Below are 19,413 nucleotides of genomic sequence, written 5' to 3'. Positions count from 1 at the left end.
GATACGGCACATTCAAGCAACAACACATTCTAGTAACTAGTAACTATCAACTAATTTACTAGATTAAATCGCAAAGATTTTTAGTGAGGTTTTTATGTCCCGTTTACGCGTTTTGGTTTTGATGGGCGGTCCATCTACAGAACATGATGTTTCAGTCGTCAGCGGCACCGGCGTCGTGCGTGCCATGGATCCGGAAAAGTATAACATACACCCGGTGCTCATAGACAAAGACGGCACCTGGCACTGGTCTTCCCGCGAACTTTCTCCGTACCAAAAAGCAAACTTCTCTGCAAACTATTTCTATAGCCTCGAAGGCTCGGCCGCAAACAAGAAAAAGTCTCCGGCCCTTTCGGAACTTCCGTCTGCCGACATCGCATTCCTTGCCCTCCACGGCAAATGGGGCGAAGACGGACACATCCAGGCATTGCTTGAAAACTGGGGTATTCCTTACACGGGTTGCGGCCTTTTGGCATCGGCTCTTGCCATGGACAAAATCAAGTCCAAAGAAATTTATCGAGCAAACAACATCCCGACACCGCCCTACCGCGTCATCTGGAAGCACGACTTCACCGGTGACACGCTCGTGAGCGTTGCCGACGAACTTGGATTCCCGCTCGTCATCAAAGACCCGCTGGGAGGTTCTTCCATCGGCATTGGCATTGCAAAGGATCTTGACGAAGCCGGCAAGATTGCTCAGGACTTGTTCAAGGACTCCAACCGTTTGCTCTGCGAAAAGTTCATCGCCGGTGGCGAAGCCAGCTGCGGTTACATCGAAGGCGAAAAGCCCTTGCCGCCAACTGAAATGCGTATGACCACTCGCGAATACTTCGACTACGAAGCCAAGTACAATGGCGAATGTAAGGAAGTGACGCCGGCCGAATTCGCACCGGAACTCACCGCTCGCATCCAGGAACTTGTAAAGAACGCTCACTACGCTTTGGGTGGCGCAGGCTACAGCCGCACAGACGTCCGCATTACAAAGGATGGCGAACTTTTCGCCATCGAAACGAACACCCTCCCAGGCATGACGCCAACGTCTCTACTGCCGCAACAGGCCGCATGCAATGGCATCACATACAGCCAGCTAATCGACCTCATCATCGACAAGAGCTTGGAGATCAAGCGCTAACTAACGGCTATTGACCAATGACTAACTACGACTTAATAGTAGATACATCCCGCAAGGGAATTTCGATGGCGCTGTATGCAGGCTCGATTTACGAAGAAATCGTAGACCCGGCTGGCAAAGGCGAAGTCTTGAGTGCAAGCCTAGATTCTCTGCTTGCGAAAGTCGGCGCTACGCTCGATGACGTGAAGCGGGTCATGGTGACAGTTGGACCTGGTTCGTTCAGCGGACTGCGCACGGGCGTCGCATTCTGCCAAGGGCTTTGCTTTAGCGGCAAACGCAATTTGTACGGTGTGACGACATTGCAGGCTCTCGCCTGCTTTGCTGGCGCCCCCGATGAATCTGTTGCAGTCGTAATTCGCGCACGCAATGGGTTCTGGTACTTGCGATTGAACAACGAAGAAAGCTTTATCGAAACCGCCGATGTTGTTACACGACTCCAGTCAAGTTCCGTAAAGACCGCTGTTGTAGACCAGGCGGCCCTCGCCGACGAAGCGCTTTCGACTGTTTTTGCAGAACAAGGTATTTCAACAACACTCGATACAGGCAAGCCACTTAGCATGTGGTCTCCGCTTTTTGAAACGGTAAAGCCTTCACTTATTCAAGAAGCCAACTACATCCAGCCCTCGTACTTCGAGAAGTTGAAGGTGTAATCGCCATGCAACTGCGCGAAATGACCGAAAATGATTTGCCTCCAGTTCTCGAATTGCAACGGGAACTGGCATTTCAGGATTGGAATGAAAAGCAGTTTCTGTCGGAAATCCGCGCAAGATATGCGTACTGCGTTGTTTGCGAGGATGATGGCGGCAGTCCAAATGGCGACACAAGCCGCGCACTCTTAGGTTATGCCATATTCCATTTGCTCGGTTCCGATTCCGAACTGTTGAGTATTGCCACCCGCACTTCAGAACAGCGCAAGGGCATCGGCAGCCAACTTTTGAAAGCCGGCTTGAATAAACTAACCGAAAGCGATGATCAATGCTTTTTGGAAGTCCGCAAAGGAAACGTCAAGGCCCGCGCCTTTTACGAAAAGCATGGTTTTAAGCAATACAACGTCCGCAAAAATTACTATTCCGATGGCGAAGATGCTATTTTGTATGTTTTCAAGAACGCGCCCATAGCATAACAGGCAAGACAATCTAAGCAGGTAATTACTTTGTCAAATATTCTAAAGTCCGATAAAAACGATCGTAAGAAAAAAAATTTCAGCGTAGGAATTGCGCTGCTTGTTTTGCTTGCCATAGCCATCATCATCTATATTACCTTTGAAAAAAGCGGTCATTGGCTTGTTCAAGACGATAATTTTGAGCACGTTAAATGGGTTACCATACTCGACGGGCAAACAGCGGACTTAGAACGCAACGATTTTGCAGCAGAACTCGTAAGAGAAGGCAAAGCGGATTCCGTGCTGATTCTTGGCCGTCGAATTTACCGCGATCGTAGCAATGCAGAATTTTACGCCGAAGATTTCATGAAGCTCGGTGACTTCGACAAAAACGCAGTTTTTCTCGTGCCGCACAACGATCCTTCCACCATTAGCGAAGCCTATTCACTCATTCCTTGGTTAAAAAAGCACAACGCAGACACCGTTCTTCTTATAACCGATGCGGCATCGACATACCGCGTCAAAAGAATTTTCCAAAAGCTTTCCGGAAACAGCCCTGTTTACTTGACCAAAGACATCAAGCACGTCACATATAACCCTTCTTGCTGGTACAGCAATAGAGAATCACGTAAAAATTGGCTCCGCAGCTGGGCCGCTTTATTTGCATCGTATTTCGATTTATTCAATACCGACACGCTCGAAGCTGTTGATTCATCTTATTACAAGCCAGTTAAATCTTATGCCGAATACAAGCGCGAAATAAACCCGAATGTCAACTTGCAAAAGCTCTTGCCGAAAATTGAAGACAAGATAAAAGCGGAATCGGAAAAAGAAGCGGCCAAAGATTCTATAAAGGCGTCTGAAAAAGTTCAAGTCAAAGAAACTAAAGAAACGCCGAAAGAGCAGTCCAAAACGCAAACGAAGGACCAGCCGAAAGAAAAAGCCAAAGAAAAGGCTTCCGAAAAGAAGGCTGACGTTAAGAAACGAAAATAACGAAACACTATTACGTCATTCTGATGGCGAAGCCCCAACCTCTTTGGCTCGGTTATATCCATGCAAGCATGGCTGCAACGCTCGCCTTCTGAGGTTGTTTTCGCTTCGCTCAGGATGACGGAGATGCAGAGCATTTCACTAAAGCAACAATTAAGCACTCAGCAATAACAGTGCAGCAGTCAAAGGCGCGCTCCAGTTAATTGCAACTTCGTTACTTGCAAACGAACACTGTTCATCCGCATAAGACATTCCCGGAGCATCCCCAAGATAATGCGGATTGCGGTGAGCATCCTGACGATCCACGTTGATCCCTCCGACAACAAGCCCAGGCACAGGTTCCACAACACCATCAGAATGACTAATGCGGTGATGCGGGAATTTCGGAGAATTCCAGGAAGAACCCGTTACAAAACTCACGTCCACGGGATTCCTGCCATAGATAAACTCAATTTGTTCCATTGCAGCCTTGCAATATTTCGGTTCTTTAAACCATTCATACGCCAAATACAAAGTCAGCGCATGGTTTGCAATATCACCGTTACTGCCCCAAATAAACTTGCGGATCGATAAGCTATACGGGTCTTCATTTTGCAACTTGAGGATTTCTTCAGCCGTGTACATAAAAGCCTTTCGAGCTTTTTCAGTCCACTTGCAATCCATTGTTGCAAGCGCAAACCAAGCCAAGTTCTGCGTCGAGCGCCATTGCAATCCATACGTCGGCAAAAACGCTTCCATATCCGCAGGGAGCTGCTTTTCAATCCGTTCAATCAATTCCGCGGCAACACCGCCAACAATTTTATCTGCATTTTCTGCAACAAGTGCGCGGTAAAGCATTGCACGCGCCCAGAAAAAGTCATCGCCTAAATCCGGGTCCCCATATCCGCCACTACCTTCCGTATTATGCGGCCAATCGACTTCGGGATTTTGCTCGGCCCACAAATAAGCACGGACGCTAGCCTTTAAACAATCAGCCGCAAAGTCAGCATCGACATCCGTATATAAGCAATACGCTTGCGCCAAGGCGCCCACAAAGTTCAATGTAGACGAAGTCGACTTTCCAAGAATATAACGCTTTTGCGAAGCATCCGATTCCGCCGGAGTCACAAAGCCATCCCAACGGTAAGGAGTCACCTTGAAGAAAACGCCGCCATCATCATCTTGCATGCGCAAGAAAAATTCAAGTTCAAAACGGATTTCATCGAGCAAACTTACCGGCTGTTCAAACGATTCTTTAAAAGCGGCACCACCCACAAATTCCGAATTTTTTCGCAGTTCGCAAGCAAGCATCAACGTAGCAACGCTCACGCCACCATTCACAATATACTTTCCATAATCGCCGGCATCATACCAGCCACCATGGGCATTCCAAACTCCGGAACGATTCATGGTCGGATGAAATTCCAACGCGGAATCCAAATGCGCTGCAGGGCGAGCCCACTCTCCCGCAAATTTTGCAGGCAATTCCATGCCGCTCCGCTGATAATAGAACGACTTGATATTCGCACGAGTCTCGCGAGCAAGCCATTCTCCAGAAATTTGAAATTCATGCGAAGTTACATTCAAGCCTTCAAGAACAATTCGATACAGCCCCAAAGCCGTTACCGAAGAGAAGTCCCCTTTGTAAAGGAACTCGCCCGTATAATCGCAACGGCCCAATTTTTCGGCAACGCCCTCAAATACGCAATTTGACGAGGCGTCCAAAATTTTGAACTTGAGCGATGCAGAAGAAACATCCTCCGAAAAGGCAATCAGGAAAGTCTTGGAAGATGAAGGGGCGTAACCCGGTTCACAATAATGTAATTTCGCGTCCATACCCTAAGAATAACTTTTTTAGTCTAGGACATTATTAAAAAAAAGCCTCTTTATTGTTTATTACAGTAAACAACATGCAATAAAAATCAACATGATGCCAAAAATTACAATTTTGCTATTTTATTTTATGTTGAAAATTCAACCATGGCATCGTCAGCCAAGGATTATACAACCATGAAAAAGCCAGTCAAAATCACCCTCATTGTTCTGGGATCACTCATCGTACTCTACTTCGTTGCGCTCCTCGTGGCCCCAAAAATCGCCCGCAGCTACATCGAAGAACATTCCAAGGAGATGATTGGTCGAAGCATCACCATCAAGGACATCAGCCTGAACCCGTTCACGTACGTTCTCGATGTCGATACGCTCGCCATCCTGGAAGCTGACGACAAGACCAAATTCGTCGCATTCGACAAGTTCAGCATGAACATCAACCCGCTGAAGCTCATCACGAGAACATTGGATATCAGCGACATCTACATGAAAGCCCTCTACGTTCGCACCACGCAGCACGGAGAGCGCTTCAACTTCAGCGACATTTTGGATTTCTTGGCGCAAAAAGACAGCATCTACTACGCCGAACATCCTGAAGAAAAGAAAGCCCAAGATAACGAAAGCAAGAGCGCTGCAGAAATCGCAGCCGGCCTTCCGGTCAAACTCAGCCTTAGGAACATCGTCTTTGAAAAGGGTAACATCATTTACCAAGACACCAAAGTCGGTTCCAAGTTCCATCTCAAGGATTTCTCCATCAACATTCCGGCAATCTACCTCGAAGACAATGCTACAGGTGTTGATGTAAGTCTCAAGTTTGCAGATGGTGGTGACCTGAGCGTTAAAGTCGATGCCAACATGGCCACGTACGATTTCAATATTTATTTGAACCTGCATAGATTCGCACTCGCCTGCATCAAGCCGTACCTGAACGATTCCATCACGTACAAGGACTTCTCGGGCTTTCTCTCGGCAAATATCACCATCAGCGGCAACATCAACAGCATACTTTCTTCCAACGTCAAGGGCAAAGTCATACTCGACAAAATTGACCTCACCGAAAAGAGCGGAAGCAAGATGGGTGCAGAAAACGTTACAGTCGGAATTGGCAAAGCAAACCTGACCGACAACGAATACCTCATCGACTCCGTCATTGTGGATGGCGCATTTGCACATATCGATTTGTACAAGGACGGCAAGACAAACTTTGACGTGCTCCTCACCCCGATGAACAAGGGTGCCGCAAAGGTAACGGATTCTACCGCAACTACCGATTCGACAGTCACAGCAGAAGCAGCTCCAAAGGCTGAACCTAAACCCGAACCGAAAGCTGAACCTAAGGCTGAACCCGTTGCAGACACAACAAGCAAAGCCACAAGCGACACAACAAGTGTAGCCAAAGCTGCAGACCAGAAGCCCGCCAAGGCAAAGAAGCTCAAGGCAAAAATCAACAAGCTTCTCGTCAAGAACACTTACATAACAATTACCGACCACACGATTATCCGTCCGTTCAACTACAAGGTGAGCGCCATTACTGTCACAGGCCAAAACATCAATTACGACACGCCTTGCAATGTTAACGTTGCCGCAAGCTTCCCCGAAGGCGGAAGCCTCTCGCTCAAGTACCACGGCGCCCTCAGCAACCTGAACACGATGGACATTTACATCAGCGTCAAGAACCTTGTGCTCAAGCATTTCTCGAATTACTCACTCCACTACACCGCCTACCCCATCAAGGCCGGCACACTCGCATTCGCTAGCGAAAACAAGATTGTAGACCGCAACCTCGATAGCAAGAACACCATCGACATTTATAACATCACCGTAGGGAACAAGGTCGACGACATCGACCCGGAATACACCGTCCCGATGAAAATCGGTCTCTACATTTTGAAGGACAAGGACGACAAGATTCAATTCGACGTACCAGTTAAAGGTAACCTCGATGACCCGGAATTCTCCTACGGAAAGATTATCTGGAAGACCGTTGTAAACCTGCTCGTGAAGGTCGCCGTGTCGCCGTTTAGACTCGTCGGAAACCTCGCCATGGCAGGCGCCAGCGCCCTCGGCTTTGACCTCGGCAAGAACGATGAAGTGCTGATTGATGCCAACACCGAAACGTTCACTAGCGAACAGTACGCCAAGGCAATCAAGATGACAGAAATGATCCAAAAAGACCCGAACCTCATGCTGACATTCACTCAGTACTACAACCCGAGAAAGACAGCTAAGGAATACAAGGTCAAACAGCTCAAGATCGATTTCTACAAACAAAAGAGCAACAAGACCGAACTGAACGAACTTGACTATAGAGCTATCGAAGAAATTGAAGAAAAGGACAAGGAGTTCAAGGCTTACGTCAAGGAACATTCTGCCGAAATCGACAAGAACTACATGATGAAGGTTCTCCCGAAGATGGCCTCCCAGCGCAACGCTGACTTGCTCAAGGTCTTGCGTGCACAGCCAGGCATCACCAAGAAGAACCTGAAAGTCATCACGGCCCCGAGAGATGCGCTCCGCAACTACAAGGACAAGCCGATGTACAAGGTCACTGTAGACGTGCAGTAGCGCCGGAGGCACAGTTACTAGTTACGGAGTTAATAGTTACTAGAGAAAAAGGGCATCGCTAAGCGATGTCCTTTTTTTAATTGCAAATTGAGCGAGCCGCGCAATCTTGCGCGATGCTCTTTCAAAAATTATTCGTGAATTACAGTACCCGCAACTTTCTGGTTTGTAACATTCACACCATCCCAAAGAATGGCATTGCTGACTTCAGAATTTTCGATGATGCAATTATCCCCAACCGACACATCAGGACCGACCTTGGAATTCTTGATAACTACGTTCTTGCCGATGTGGCACGGTTCGATAATTTCAGACCCTTCGAACTGCGGAATCTTTTCTGCACTACGTTTAAGAATGTGCGCATTCGTAGAAAGCAAGGTTTCAACAAGGCCACAATCCAGCCACTTTTGAACCGGAGCGGTACGGAACTTGCAGCCGCCCTCAATCATGCGTTCAAGCGCATCCGTCAACTGGAATTCGCCCTTGGTGCGGATATCATTCTGCATGAGGTATCCCAAAGCTTCCTTGAGCACCTTGACATCCTTGATGTAATAAATTCCAACTATAGCTTCGTCCGAAACGAATTCCTGCGGCTTTTCCACGAGACGTTCAATAAGCCCGTCTCCATTCGTTACGGCGACTCCAAAACGCTTAGGATCTTCGACCTTGAACGTATAGAGAATATTTTCCGTCGCCTTTTCGAGAATAGACAAGTCAGCCTCAAAAAGCGTATCACCAAGAATAATCAAAAGAGGTTCATCGTCATTCACATACGGAAGCGCAAGGCTGATAGCTTCACCCAAGCCCTGAGGATTGGATTGAATCACCGTACGAACAGCACCCCATGAGGTTTTCTGCTTCAAAAATTCATCAACAACCGGAGCTTTATATCCCGTTATAAAAATCGTTTCGGATGGCTTTAAAAAAAGAGTATCATCGACAATCCAATCCAAGATCGTCTTACCAGCTACAGGAAGCAAGCACTTAGGAAGATTTTCCGTATATGGACGAAGGCGTACGCCATTGCCAGCAACAGGAAGAACAATTTTCATTCAAAAAACCTTTTTTTTTAGTGTATTCAAACACCCTTACGTAGAAGCAAAAGATAAAAAAAACGTAAAAAAAAAACACGATTCACATCATTCTAGACAAACAATCAGCCGTTTTTATTACAAAATTCGTTCTATGGCAAAAACACAGCTTCCAGTTTCATTTTTAAACATCCATATCTTGTAAAACCAATCCCGTTTCAAAAATAGACACTTCAGTGAGAATCTCACCCACGAATACCCCTAATATATATGATTTGGTTTTTGGCACGGAAATTGCTTCATGAGGGGCGAAACAAAAAAGATGGTCCAATTTGGAACAACTCCAACAATCAATTGGGCCAAGCAATTTAACTGGGCAAAAGCCCAAAAGAGGATAAAAATAATGATCAAGCCTTTAGCAGATCGAATCGTTGTCAAGCCGGCTGAAGCCGAACAGAAGACCTCCTCCGGTCTCTTCATTCCGGATAATGCAAAGGAAAAGCCGATGCAGGGTAAGGTCGTGGCCGTAGGTCCGGGTCGCAAGAACGACAAGGGCGAAGTCGTTGCCATGGAAGTCAAGGTTGGCGACGTGGTGCTTTATGGCAAGTACAGTGGTACTGAAGTCACCGTCGACGGAGAAAACTTCCTCATCGTTAAGGAATCCGACGTTATCGCTACTCTGTAGTAGCTAGTCAATGGTCAATAGTCACTAGTTTCAGTTAGGTGGCAAAGCCGCGATTACAAGGTCCGATGACCAATGACTAATGACCAACAACCAAAGAATTTTAAAAAGGAATAACAAAAATGGCAAAGCAATTGAAGTTTGATGTAGCAGCTCGCGAATCCCTCATGAAGGGCGTTGACAAGCTCGCCAATGCAGTTAAGGTTACTCTCGGTCCTAAGGGCCGTAACGTCATGATCGCACGTTCCTTCGGCGCTCCGAACGTCACTAAGGATGGTGTTTCTGTCGCTAAGGAAGTCGAACTCGAAGACGCATACGAAAATCTCGGCGCACAGATGGCCAAGGAAGTTGCCAACAAGACTTCTGACGCTGCTGGTGACGGTACCACAACTGCAACCGTTCTCGCACAGGCAATCACTCGTGAAGGCTTGAAGAACGTCGCTGCTGGTGCAAACCCGATGGACATCAAGCGCGGTATGGACGCAGCTGTCGAAGCTGTGATCAAGGAAGTCGGCAAGATGGCCGTCAAGATCAACGGCAAGGAACACATCGCCCAGGTTGCAACGATTTCTGCAAACAACGACCCGGAAATTGGCGAACTCCTCGCCAACGCAATGGAAAAGGTCGGCAACGATGGCGTCATCACCATCGAAGAATCCAAGACTGCTGAAACCGTCCTCGACGTTGTCGAAGGTATGCAGTTCGACCGTGGCTACCTCTCTCCGTACTTCGTCACGAACACGGACAGCATGGAAGTCGCTCTCGAAAATCCGTACATTCTCCTGTACGACAAGAAGATTTCTACCATGAAGGATTTGCTCCCGATGCTCGAACACGTTGCAAAGCAGGGCAAGTCTCTCCTCATCATCGCCGAAGACGTCGATGGCGAAGCTCTCGCAACGCTCGTTGTGAACAAGATGCGCGGCACCTTGAAGGTTGCTGCCGTTAAGGCTCCGGGCTTTGGCGACCGTCGTAAGGCCATGCTCGAAGATATCGCAATCCTCACTGGTGGTATGCTCGTCTCTGAAGACACGGGTGCTAAGCTCGAAGATGCTCCGGTTACCGTTCTCGGTAAGGCAAAGTCCATCACCATCACGAAGGACAACACCACGATCGTCGAAGGTGCTGGCGACGCCGCTTCTATCAAGGGCCGTATCGCTCAGATCAAGAAGCAGATTGAAGCTACCACGAGCGACTATGACCGTGAAAAGCTCCAGGAACGCTTGGCAAAGCTCGCCGGTGGCGTTGCTGTGATCAAGGTCGGTGCTGCTACCGAAGTTGAAATGAAGGAAAAGAAGGACCGCGTCGACGACGCTATGCACGCAACTCGTGCTGCTGTCGAAGAAGGTATCGTTCCGGGTGGTGGCGTTGCTCTCATCCGCGCTGAAAAGGCTATCGACGCTCTCACGTTCGACAATGCCGACCAGAAGACTGGTGCTGCAATCATCCGCCGCGCTATCGAAGAACCGCTCCGCCAGATCGTCCAGAACGCTGGCCTCGAAGGCTCTGTCGTGGTGAACAAGGTCAAGGAAGGCAAGGACGGCTTTGGCTATAACGCTAAGACCGACACTTACGAAGACCTCATCAAGGCTGGCGTCATTGACCCGGCTAAGGTGACCCGCACGGCTCTCAAGAACGCCTCCTCCATCGCTTCGATGATCCTCACGACTGACTGCGTGATCACCGAAAAGAAGGAACCGAAGGCTCCGGCAGCTCCGGCTATGGATCCGTCCATGGGCATGGGCGGCATGATGTAATATAAACGCGCGCGAAACTGCGCGCGGCCTAGAATTTCATATTCTAACTCCACTAAAATCCCGACTCTCACGAGCTCGGGATTTTTTGTGTTTTCATGGAAGATGCGGATGACAATGCAAAACAAATAGACCGCCCGCAACGACGGTCCCGCATAATATCACGCACACAAAAAAAAAGGAGCCGCACAGGCTCCTTCAAATCTTGACTAGTAACTAGCAACTAATAACTAGTAACTCAATTAGAACATCTTTCTTGTATTGCGCTTGGGCTGCGGCTCAGGTTCCTTCTTACCCTTCTTTTTCTTGGGCTGCGGAGCTTCGTAGCGGTTGTTTTCGACAACACCCTTGTTGCTGAACAAAGTAGCGTTATCAGCAGACTTTGTCTGAGAACTGAAGTGGTTACCATCGCAACGTTCCGTCGGACCATACCCCGCCGTATAAAGGCAGTAAGACTTTTCAGAGCAGAACTCGCCCGCAACAAGACCCGTATGATTACAAATGCCACGGCTAATCACGCCAGGCGGGACCGGGAACGGAAGCTTCGGCAAATCCTTGTGTAACCTAGCCATCGTAGCCATCCAAATCGGAAGAGCGTCTTCGGTACCCGTATGACCGGCACCCATGGTCCCCGGAGTATCGGACCCCACCCAGACACCCATCGTGTACTGTTTGGTAAAGCCGATGTACCAAGTATCCGTGTAGTCGTTGGTCGTACCGGTCTTACCACCGCTCGGATGGCGGAAACCAGAAGCCCAGACACGGCCAGCCGTACCACGAACGTTCACGTCCTTAAGCATATCGACCATCAAGTAAGCCGATGCCGGCCGCAACACTTCGTGTTCAACCTTTGAATTCTTTTCGAGAACTTCACCATTACGGTCCACGATAGATTCAATCATGTACGGTTCGATGCGGTTACCGCCGTTCGGGAATACCGTGTAAGCAGAAGTCATTTCCATGAGCGTTGCACCCACAGAACCGAGAGCCAAGCTCGGAACAGCCTGCAACGGAGCACGTTTGATGCCGAACTTGCGGGCATAGTTCACCACGTTGCTGAGACCATACTTCATGCCGGTCAAAATGGCAGGCAAGTTCTTGGACTTGTAAAGAGCACGACGGAGCGTCATCATTCCTTCGAAATCATGTTCAAAGTTACCCGGGCGCCAAACCTTGTTCGGGTTCTTGTCATCCGGATCCGGGATTGTCACCGGCTGGTCATTCACGGAGTCGCACGGGCTAGCACCGTTGTCCATGGCGGTCGAGTAAACAATCGGCTTGAACGAAGAACCCGGCTGGCGCAAAGACTGCACAGCGCGGTTCCACTTGGACTTGTTAAAGTCACTTCCGCCCACCATGGCTCGAATTGCACCCGTCTCGTTTTCAATGATAATAGCAGCAACTTCTGCATGATGATAACGGATACTGTCCGGGAAACGGGTAAACTGACCGCGTCTATTTTTCACTGTATCTGCAGAAAGGTATTCCTTCTTAAAGAGGGTATAGACACTATCGAAATGAGCGACAACGCTATCTTCAGGCATGCCATACTTCTTGGTAAGCTGGAGCCTGCGGGTAGCGCGGTACTTGATACGGCGACGGACCCTTTCGACCTGAGCATAGGCTACGCTATCGAGGAATGCCTGGATATCCGGATCAATCGTACTGTAGACGGACACACCATCAGCATAGAGCGAGTTTTCGCCGTACTTCTTCTCCATATACTTGCGTATTTCTTCGAAGAAATAAAGACCATTCCCGGTAACTTCTTCCTTCTTGGCTAGTTCAATCGGAGTACTCACATACTTGTGGTATTCATCGCGAGTGATATAGCCTGCATCGTACATGGCGAAAAGAACAGTGTTACGACGACGGAGAGAATTCTTTGGATGACGGTCCGGACGATACGTTTCAGGGCGCTGCAACATACCGGCGAGCACAGCATATTCCGGGATAGAAAGACTATCGAGCGGCTTGCCAAAGTAGTACTTGCCTGCAGCCTGGAAACCGTAATTACCGCCTGCGAGGTAAACTTCGTTCATGTAGAACTCGAGAATTTCTTCCTTCGTGTAGGTCTGTTCAATTCGAATAGCCGTCATCATTTCCTTGATCTTACGGGAAAGGGAACGTTCCGGCGTGAGGAACAGAAGCTTGGTGAGCTGCTGCGTCAAGGTCGATGCACCGCGAAGTTTATTGCCAGACACGGCACTTTCGATAATTGCCGAAGGAATCGCCCAAACGTTCATGCCCCAATGCTTATAGAAAGCGCGGTCTTCGGTCGCCATTACGGCTTGGATTGCCTTTTGCGGAATCGAATCGATTGAAGTCCATTCACGGCGTTCCACGAAATATTCGTGAGCAATTTGACCATCCTTATCATAGATATTCGTCACAAGGCGCGGATTGATCTGTTCCAACTGCGAGAGCGACGGCAGTTCCGGCGAGTAATGGATATAGACGATAAGAGCAGCAATAAAGGCCAAAATAATTGGGCACATCAGAATAAAGAACCAGCGGAAAACCTTGTTTGCGAACGCAATTTTCAATACGTTCCAAATTTTCTGCCAAGCAATGGAACCATACTTCTTGATGGCCGAGCCTAAAATCTTCATGAAAGCTTTGAACTTATTCATTTTCATCAACACTAAAAAAGTTTGGGGACAAAAATAGCTAAAGAACGAAATCTATTCAATTATAGGGGATCGCAATTAGGGGTTAAATAGGGGGTATAAGCGATTGCGAATGGTCAAAACGAGAATGCAAACGGTCAAAATGGGAATGCGCGAAACTTTTTTCAAAAAATTTCATTTTTTTTGCCCTTTACCCTTGACATTATTTTTGATTAATCTATATTTGTGCCCGTCAACGAGAGAAGACAACAAAACGCGGATGTAGCCCAACTGGATAGAGCGTTTGGCTACGAACCAAAAGGCTCCAGGTTCGAGTCCTGGCACCCGCAGAAGAAAAGGTCAGTCGAAAGACTGGCCTTTTCTGTTTTTATACGCCGCAGGAAAACACGCTGAGAACGCGAAGAATGCGCCGGGAATGCTAGGGGGAATGCAAGAACTGCACCTATTACAATGTCATTCCGGCCGGAGCCCGTCCTGAGCGAAAGTCGAAGGATGCCGGAATCACCTGTTTTTGTATGTTCTTTTCATAAATGATTGTAAACGCCAAGTTCTCTCAAGAAGGTGACCCCGGAATAAATCCGGGGAGACAGTAAGCAGGCCAAGGTGACAACGTCAGAATGACGTAATGGGTACACCCTCAGAATGACGCAATAGAAAACGCTACAAGCTTTTGGGATGGAAGCTTTTACGGTGGGCAGGCGTGAAGCCTTGGCGGCGGATGGCGTCGAGGTGAGCTTTGGTGCCATAACCGGCATGCTTGTCGAAGCCGTATCCTGGATAAAGTTCTTCTAATTTATCCATATATCGGTCACGGAAGACTTTCGCGAGAATCGATGCAGCAGAGATACTCGCAATTCGTCCATCGCCTTTGACGATGGGCATCTGGATGTTTTGCGGCATTTTGTCGATTTTAAGATTGCCGTCGACGGCGATTAAAATTTTAGGACAAGATGGCGACCCCGGAATAAATCCGGGGCGACAAGTCTGTGCAACTTCAGCAAAAGAGCCTTTAACTTCGATGGGGATTTCAGGAGCGGATTCGTTCAAGCCCGGGAATCCAAGAGCTTGCAAAGCACGACGCATTGCCAAGAAGTCCGCTTCGAGAATGTTGATCTCGTCAATTTCTTCGACACTCGCGCTAGCAATCGCATAGCATGCACAAGCATCCTTTACCGCATCAAACATCGCTTCACGTTTGAGGCGAGAAAGCTTTTTGGAATCATTCAGCGTCAAGAGCGCATCGGGAGTTTTGAGCACTGCTGCACAAGCGACAACAGGACCCGCGAGCGGTCCACGCCCGACTTCGTCAATGCCGACTACAATTGCGGAGCTGTTACCAGCAACATTCCCCGCAGACGAAAACAAGTCCAGCGTACCATCGCCGCTATATGCCAACGGATTTGCGGCATACTTGCGCAGCGCCACCTCCCCTTCTACCGGGGATTCAATGTTTTCCAAAAATGCGGGCAGTTTGAATTTCATAGACCAAGCGAGGCCGCGTATTCCTTAATAGTCTTCCAGTACAAAGCGTGTTCTTGCACGAGGACGCGGGCGGCAAGCGTGTCGGGCGTGTCATCCGGCAAAACAGGAACTTTGGTCTGCGCCAAGATGCGACCGCGATCGATTTCTTCACTTACGAGATGCACCGTCGGGCCAGATTCCGTTTCATGAGCGGCAAGCACAGCTTCGTGAACGTGATGTCCAAAGAAGCCCTTACCGCCAAATTTCGGCAACAGAGACGGGTGAATATTCAAAATGCGGTCCGGCATACGCTGGAGCATGCAAAGCGGGAGCGCCTTCATGTACCCCGCCAAAATCAAAAGGTCCACATCGTACTTGTCGAGAACTTCAAGCATAGCTGCTTCGTACGCAGCCTGATCGGGATGAGTCTTACCCGAAATATGATGCACCGGGATTCCGAATTCTTCGGCATGATGCACAGCACCACAACCCGCGTTGTTCGTAATCAAAAACTTGCACTGGGCTTCGAGGTCACCCTCGCCAATGCGTTCAATAATCGCTTTGAAGTTGCTTCCACCGCCGGAAGCCATGACGCCAATTTTAAACATGCGCCAAATATAGTTTAGTTATTAGTTATTAGTCTTTAGTCATTAGAAATTTGCATGATAAAAAGGTCCAGCAACTCCATACTCAGGCGAAATTATTAGTTTGTTGTAATTTTTTTACTTTTTTACAACTACAACAACTAATGACTATTGGCCAAAGACTAAAAAACAATCTACTTATGATCGATTCCAGGTGGAGTGCGGAGGTAATAAATAAGGCACGGCACCACGATGCATACAACCCATACAAAGAAATTGACGTAAACAAACCACGATTCAAAAGTCACGTGGGCAGGAATTACGTATGCTTTCAACAAGGAAAACACAACGATGAGGAAAACACCGGGGAACAAGTGTGCGATTAGTTTTGTCATACTATAAAGATACATCAATCAAACGTAATTGATGTAAATAGTTTGAAAAAAGAAGAGTCTAATTACTATCTTTCCCCCCGTATAAACCTTTAAATATCGGATCTCATTATGAGCATTAAAGAATATCTTGCCGGTGCAAAAATGTCCGGCTCTGTCCAGAAGCTGATGACCCCGGGTCTCGCTGTGGAATTCATTCAGCCGTGGTACACCCCGCTTTCTACAACTCCTTCCACCACGGGTATTGCCGTGGGCGGTATCGGTTCTACGTTTACCGCAACGCCTGCAGGCACGACTCCCGTGATGAACGTGATGCCGGGCGTCCAGGTTCGCACCGAAAAGCCGTCTGACCTCCGCTTCAACAACTTCTTCTTCAAGGAAGCTGTGCTCAGCGCAAAGGCTGCGCTCGTGATTGGCAACTTCGCCGCATTCGGCATCTACAACAACAACTTCCCGCTCCTCGACGCCAAGGGCGAACGCGTTTTCGGCGACGCCGACATGAAGGACCAGAAGAAGGCCGAAGCCAAGCTCAACAAGGTTCTCGCCGACAAGACTTTCCTCGAAACGAACAAGGCCGCATTTGAACGCTGGCACATCCAGTTCAGCGACCGCACCCAAGCTTTGATCGCCGCAGGCAAGGACACCGCCGCCATCAACCGCGCCGTGCTCATCGACTTCTTCGACGGCATGGTTGGCGAAAAGGCCGCCCGCGAAGGCGCCCTCACCGCTGCTTGGACAAACGACTCCGAATTCCTCGGCCAGCCGGGTTATGACGCCGCCAAGATGAAGTACACAGCCCTCTATCCGGTCAGTGAAACCGTTTACGAAGGCAAGGGAGTCGCCATCACCAAGACGCAGTCCAGCTACGTGACTCCGGGCGACGAACGCCTCTCCAGCCTCCCGGTGAACGCCACCGTCTTTACGCTCGAAAACAACACCAAGGAAACCCGCGAAGTGACGATCGTCCAAATTCAGGACAGCATCACGGGCTACATGGCCAAGAAGGACCGCCAGGGCGTTCAGGACTCTAGCTTTGTTCTCGTTCCGGCCGCACGTTTCCCGAAGGGCGTGCAGTTCGACAAGGAACTCGAAGATGGCCGCTCTGTTCGCGGTATCGAATTTTATAACGAAAAGGCTCTTGCCGAAAGCGACTTCAACGGTTGCATGGGCGTGAGCGTGGCTTGGAACAAGAAGGACAACCTCAACGTTTCCGTGAAGCCGATGTTCTATCAGGACGACGCGAAGAGCGTTTTGAAGGCCGCACTCCAGAGCGGTCGCGTTGCCGGTTCCTGGGTCAAGAACGTTTACAGCGGCCGTGAAACGATTGCAGGCGCCATTGCCGTGACTGCAGTCCTCAAGCCGAAGCAGAAGGTCAGTTTCCAGTTCAACATGGTGCTCGACTTCCCGGAAATCAAGCTGAACAAGCTCACCTCCGCCAAGAAGTACACCGCATTCTATCCGGAAGCATACGGCCGCGTGGTCGCCCTCCTTACGGAAGCTCTCGCTGCCGACAAGACTTTTGACGATCGCCTCAAGGCATTTGAAAACCTTGTTCCGAAGAAGCCGGTTGCAAAGCTCTACAAGACTGCCGCCAAGCAGGCAGAATTCAAGAGCCTCGCCATCAACACGCTCAGCTTCCTCGCCGAAGCCACCGTGTGGGACAAGGAAGACCGCTTCCTCGTTCGCGAATGTGCCGACTATCCGTTCTTCAACTCTCTCGACGTTTACTTCTACGGCAGCTTTAGCTTGCTCGCCCTCATGCCGCGCCTCGATGGCGTTGTGATGAAGCGCTTTGGCGATGCCATTCTCGCCGTGAACGACAACCGTCGCCGCCACCACGAATTTGTGAACCTCCCCTACGCCGACCTCCCGGACCCGAAGCTTGAAGGCCCGCGCGCTGTGCGTGGCGCAGTGATTCACGACCTCGGAAGCCCCTTCGACGCCGAACCGGATGCCTACGACTGGCACAACGTTAAGGAATGGAAGGACCTCGCTCCGAAATACGTGCTCATGGTCTACCGTCACTACCACAAGACGAAGGACATGCAGTGCCTCGCCGATTGCAAGGAAGCCGTTTACGCCGCTATGGAATACCTCGAAAAGATGGTGAACCCGGGCGAAAACTTCCCGCTCACGCACGGTACCGACGACACGTTCGACAACCTCTGCAGCTACGGCATTTCCGTTTACTGCGGTTCCCTCTGGATTGCAGGCCTCCGCGCTGCAGCAAAGATTGCAGAACTCCTCGGCGATAACGAACAAGCTGCCAAGTGGAACGCCAAGTCTGAAGCAGCAAACAAGGAATTCACGGAATCTCTGTGGGACGAAAACGAAGGCTACTTCCGCTTCTTCGTGACTCCGATGGAAATGAAGGACTTGAACGTCGAAAAGTATGCCGAACTCCGCGAAGCTGTGAAGGTTTCTTTGGAACTCCCGGAAGATCCGAACGCTGGCGTGAAGGCCATCAACGAATGGCTCTGCGCAGGCGAAATCCCGGACGGCGAAGACCTTTCCAAGAACGAACTCCGCGGCCTCAAGAAGGCTTGGATTACGGCCCAGTGCAAGGAAGCCTTCACCAAGAGCTGGGAAGCAAAGATTGCTAACGACTGCGACGATGTGTTCGCCGATACGATGCTTGCAGACACTTACCTCCGCTTGCTCGACCTCGAACCGATTACCGACAGCGCAAAGGCAAAGTCTAACTTGCTCAGAATTTTCAATACGAACTATAAGGCCAACAGCCCGCTCATCGGTGCCGCAAACCTTGTTCGTAAGGACGGTTCTCCGCTCGACGAATTCAACTTCCAGGCACACGACGTTTGGATTGGTATTCAGTACAGCATCATGACCGCCATGATGTTCCACGGTTTGGAAAAGGAAGCCTCCGTGCTCGCCGATTCCATGATCGGAAACCTCTATGACGAAGCTCGCGTTCCGTTTGCAGCACCGGAAGGATTCAACGGTTCTTGCCGCCTCCACCCGGAAGCACTCGTCGCAAAGTTCGGCCTCAGCGCAACTGCCGCCGACAAAATGCACAAGGAACTCCTGAAGAAGGGCGCTCTCCTCGCCGACTCCCGCATCAGCCCGAAGCTCCCGCGCAATCTCGCCGCCTTCACGAAGGCTTTCGGCGCCATTGCCAAGAGCAACAAGGTCGATGTGAACGAGCTCTTCACGCTGCTCCACAGCACGGCACTCAAGTACACCGCTGGTAAGTACTTCCGTCCGGGCATGGTGTTCGCACTGCTTTACAAGTAAAAGCAAGCTCTAGAGAATAAGCTCGCACGCTC

14 protein-coding genes and 1 tRNA gene are annotated in these 19,413 nt (G+C 49.5%); 9 read left to right on the top strand and 6 right to left on the bottom strand.

All coding sequences use genetic code 11. From position 1 onward, the window contains the following. The first annotated feature begins 94 nt into the window (after positions 1-94). From BUQ91_RS04130 to BUQ91_RS04115, 4 genes are read left to right on the top strand one after another with little or no spacing between them, the layout of a single operon-like run. Positions 95-1,129 (top strand): D-alanine--D-alanine ligase family protein, encoded by a 1,035-nt coding sequence (locus tag BUQ91_RS04130; RefSeq protein WP_074208260.1) that lies wholly within the window; start codon positions 95-97, stop codon positions 1,127-1,129. 17 nt (positions 1,130-1,146) lie between these two features. Further along, positions 1,147-1,779, top strand: a complete 633-nt coding sequence (gene tsaB / locus BUQ91_RS04125; RefSeq protein ID WP_074208259.1) for a tRNA (adenosine(37)-N6)-threonylcarbamoyltransferase complex dimerization subunit type 1 TsaB — start codon at positions 1,147-1,149, stop codon at positions 1,777-1,779. 5 nt (positions 1,780-1,784) lie between these two features. Then, the gene (gene rimI, locus BUQ91_RS04120; RefSeq protein WP_074208258.1) at positions 1,785-2,252 is read left to right on the top strand and encodes a ribosomal protein S18-alanine N-acetyltransferase; all 468 of its coding nucleotides are present in this window, start codon (positions 1,785-1,787) and stop codon (positions 2,250-2,252) included. 30 nt (positions 2,253-2,282) lie between these two features. Then, positions 2,283-3,224 (top strand): YdcF family protein, encoded by a 942-nt coding sequence (locus tag BUQ91_RS04115; RefSeq protein WP_074208257.1) that lies wholly within the window; start codon positions 2,283-2,285, stop codon positions 3,222-3,224. A gap of 150 nt (positions 3,225-3,374) precedes the next feature. On the opposite strand, the gene BUQ91_RS04110 is transcribed toward BUQ91_RS04115, so the two are convergent. Next, positions 3,375-5,036, bottom strand: coding sequence for a glycoside hydrolase family 9 protein (locus BUQ91_RS04110; protein ID WP_074208256.1), 1,662 nt, complete (start codon positions 5,034-5,036; stop codon positions 3,375-3,377). A 174-nt stretch (positions 5,037-5,210) separates the two neighbouring features. Here BUQ91_RS04110 and BUQ91_RS04105 point away from each other — a divergent pair, with 174 nt between their 5' ends. After that, entirely contained in the window at positions 5,211-7,595 is a 2,385-nt protein-coding gene (locus tag BUQ91_RS04105; protein ID WP_074208918.1) for a DUF748 domain-containing protein, read from the top strand. 128 nt (positions 7,596-7,723) lie between these two features. Here BUQ91_RS04105 and BUQ91_RS04100 read toward each other — a convergent pair whose 3' ends face one another. Beyond that, positions 7,724-8,644: a sugar phosphate nucleotidyltransferase gene (locus BUQ91_RS04100; protein ID WP_074208255.1), complete on the bottom strand. Its 921-nt coding sequence runs from the start codon at positions 8,642-8,644 to the stop codon at positions 7,724-7,726. A 382-nt stretch (positions 8,645-9,026) separates the two neighbouring features. Between BUQ91_RS04100 and groES the strand changes: the two genes are divergently transcribed. Further along, entirely contained in the window at positions 9,027-9,308 is a 282-nt protein-coding gene (gene groES, locus BUQ91_RS04095) for a co-chaperone GroES (protein ID WP_012819905.1), read from the top strand. A gap of 119 nt (positions 9,309-9,427) precedes the next feature. Next, complete coding sequence (gene groL, locus BUQ91_RS04090) at positions 9,428-11,062, top strand: chaperonin GroEL (protein ID WP_072828114.1); 1,635 nt, start codon at positions 9,428-9,430, stop codon at positions 11,060-11,062. Positions 11,063-11,301: 239 nt separating this feature from the next. On the opposite strand, the gene BUQ91_RS04085 is transcribed toward groL, so the two are convergent. After that, positions 11,302-13,692, bottom strand: coding sequence for a penicillin-binding protein 1A (locus tag BUQ91_RS04085; protein WP_074208254.1), 2,391 nt, complete (start codon positions 13,690-13,692; stop codon positions 11,302-11,304). A gap of 252 nt (positions 13,693-13,944) precedes the next feature. On the opposite strand from BUQ91_RS04085, the gene BUQ91_RS04080 reads away from it, so the two are divergent. Next, a tRNA-Arg gene (locus tag BUQ91_RS04080) sits at positions 13,945-14,018 on the top strand. A 331-nt stretch (positions 14,019-14,349) separates the two neighbouring features. Here BUQ91_RS04080 and BUQ91_RS04075 read toward each other — a convergent pair. The 3 genes from BUQ91_RS04075 to BUQ91_RS04065 all read right to left on the bottom strand — a co-directional run bounded on the left by BUQ91_RS04075 (position 14,350) and on the right by BUQ91_RS04065 (position 16,129). Continuing rightward, positions 14,350-15,171: a ribonuclease HII gene (locus BUQ91_RS04075; protein ID WP_074208253.1), complete on the bottom strand. Its 822-nt coding sequence runs from the start codon at positions 15,169-15,171 to the stop codon at positions 14,350-14,352. Next, the gene (purN, locus tag BUQ91_RS04070) at positions 15,168-15,758 is read right to left on the bottom strand and encodes a phosphoribosylglycinamide formyltransferase (protein ID WP_074208252.1); all 591 of its coding nucleotides are present in this window, start codon (positions 15,756-15,758) and stop codon (positions 15,168-15,170) included. The genes BUQ91_RS04075 and purN overlap by 4 nt, the downstream gene beginning before the upstream one ends. Positions 15,759-15,928: 170 nt before the next feature. Further along, a complete protein-coding gene (locus BUQ91_RS04065) occupies positions 15,929-16,129 on the bottom strand; it encodes a hypothetical protein (protein WP_074208917.1) in 201 nt (66 codons plus the stop codon). Between the two features lie 108 nt (positions 16,130-16,237). On the opposite strand from BUQ91_RS04065, the gene BUQ91_RS04060 reads away from it, so the two are divergent. After that, positions 16,238-19,381, top strand: a complete 3,144-nt coding sequence (locus BUQ91_RS04060; RefSeq protein WP_074208251.1) for a GH116 family glycosyl hydrolase — start codon at positions 16,238-16,240, stop codon at positions 19,379-19,381. Positions 19,382-19,413 lie beyond the last annotated feature (32 nt).

The sequence above is a fragment of the Fibrobacter sp. UWB11 genome, assembly GCF_900143015.1.
GTDB lineage: Bacteria > Fibrobacterota > Fibrobacteria > Fibrobacterales > Fibrobacteraceae > Fibrobacter.
Note: the sequence above shows the minus strand (reverse complement) of the source record. Positions and strands in the feature narration are given on the sequence as shown.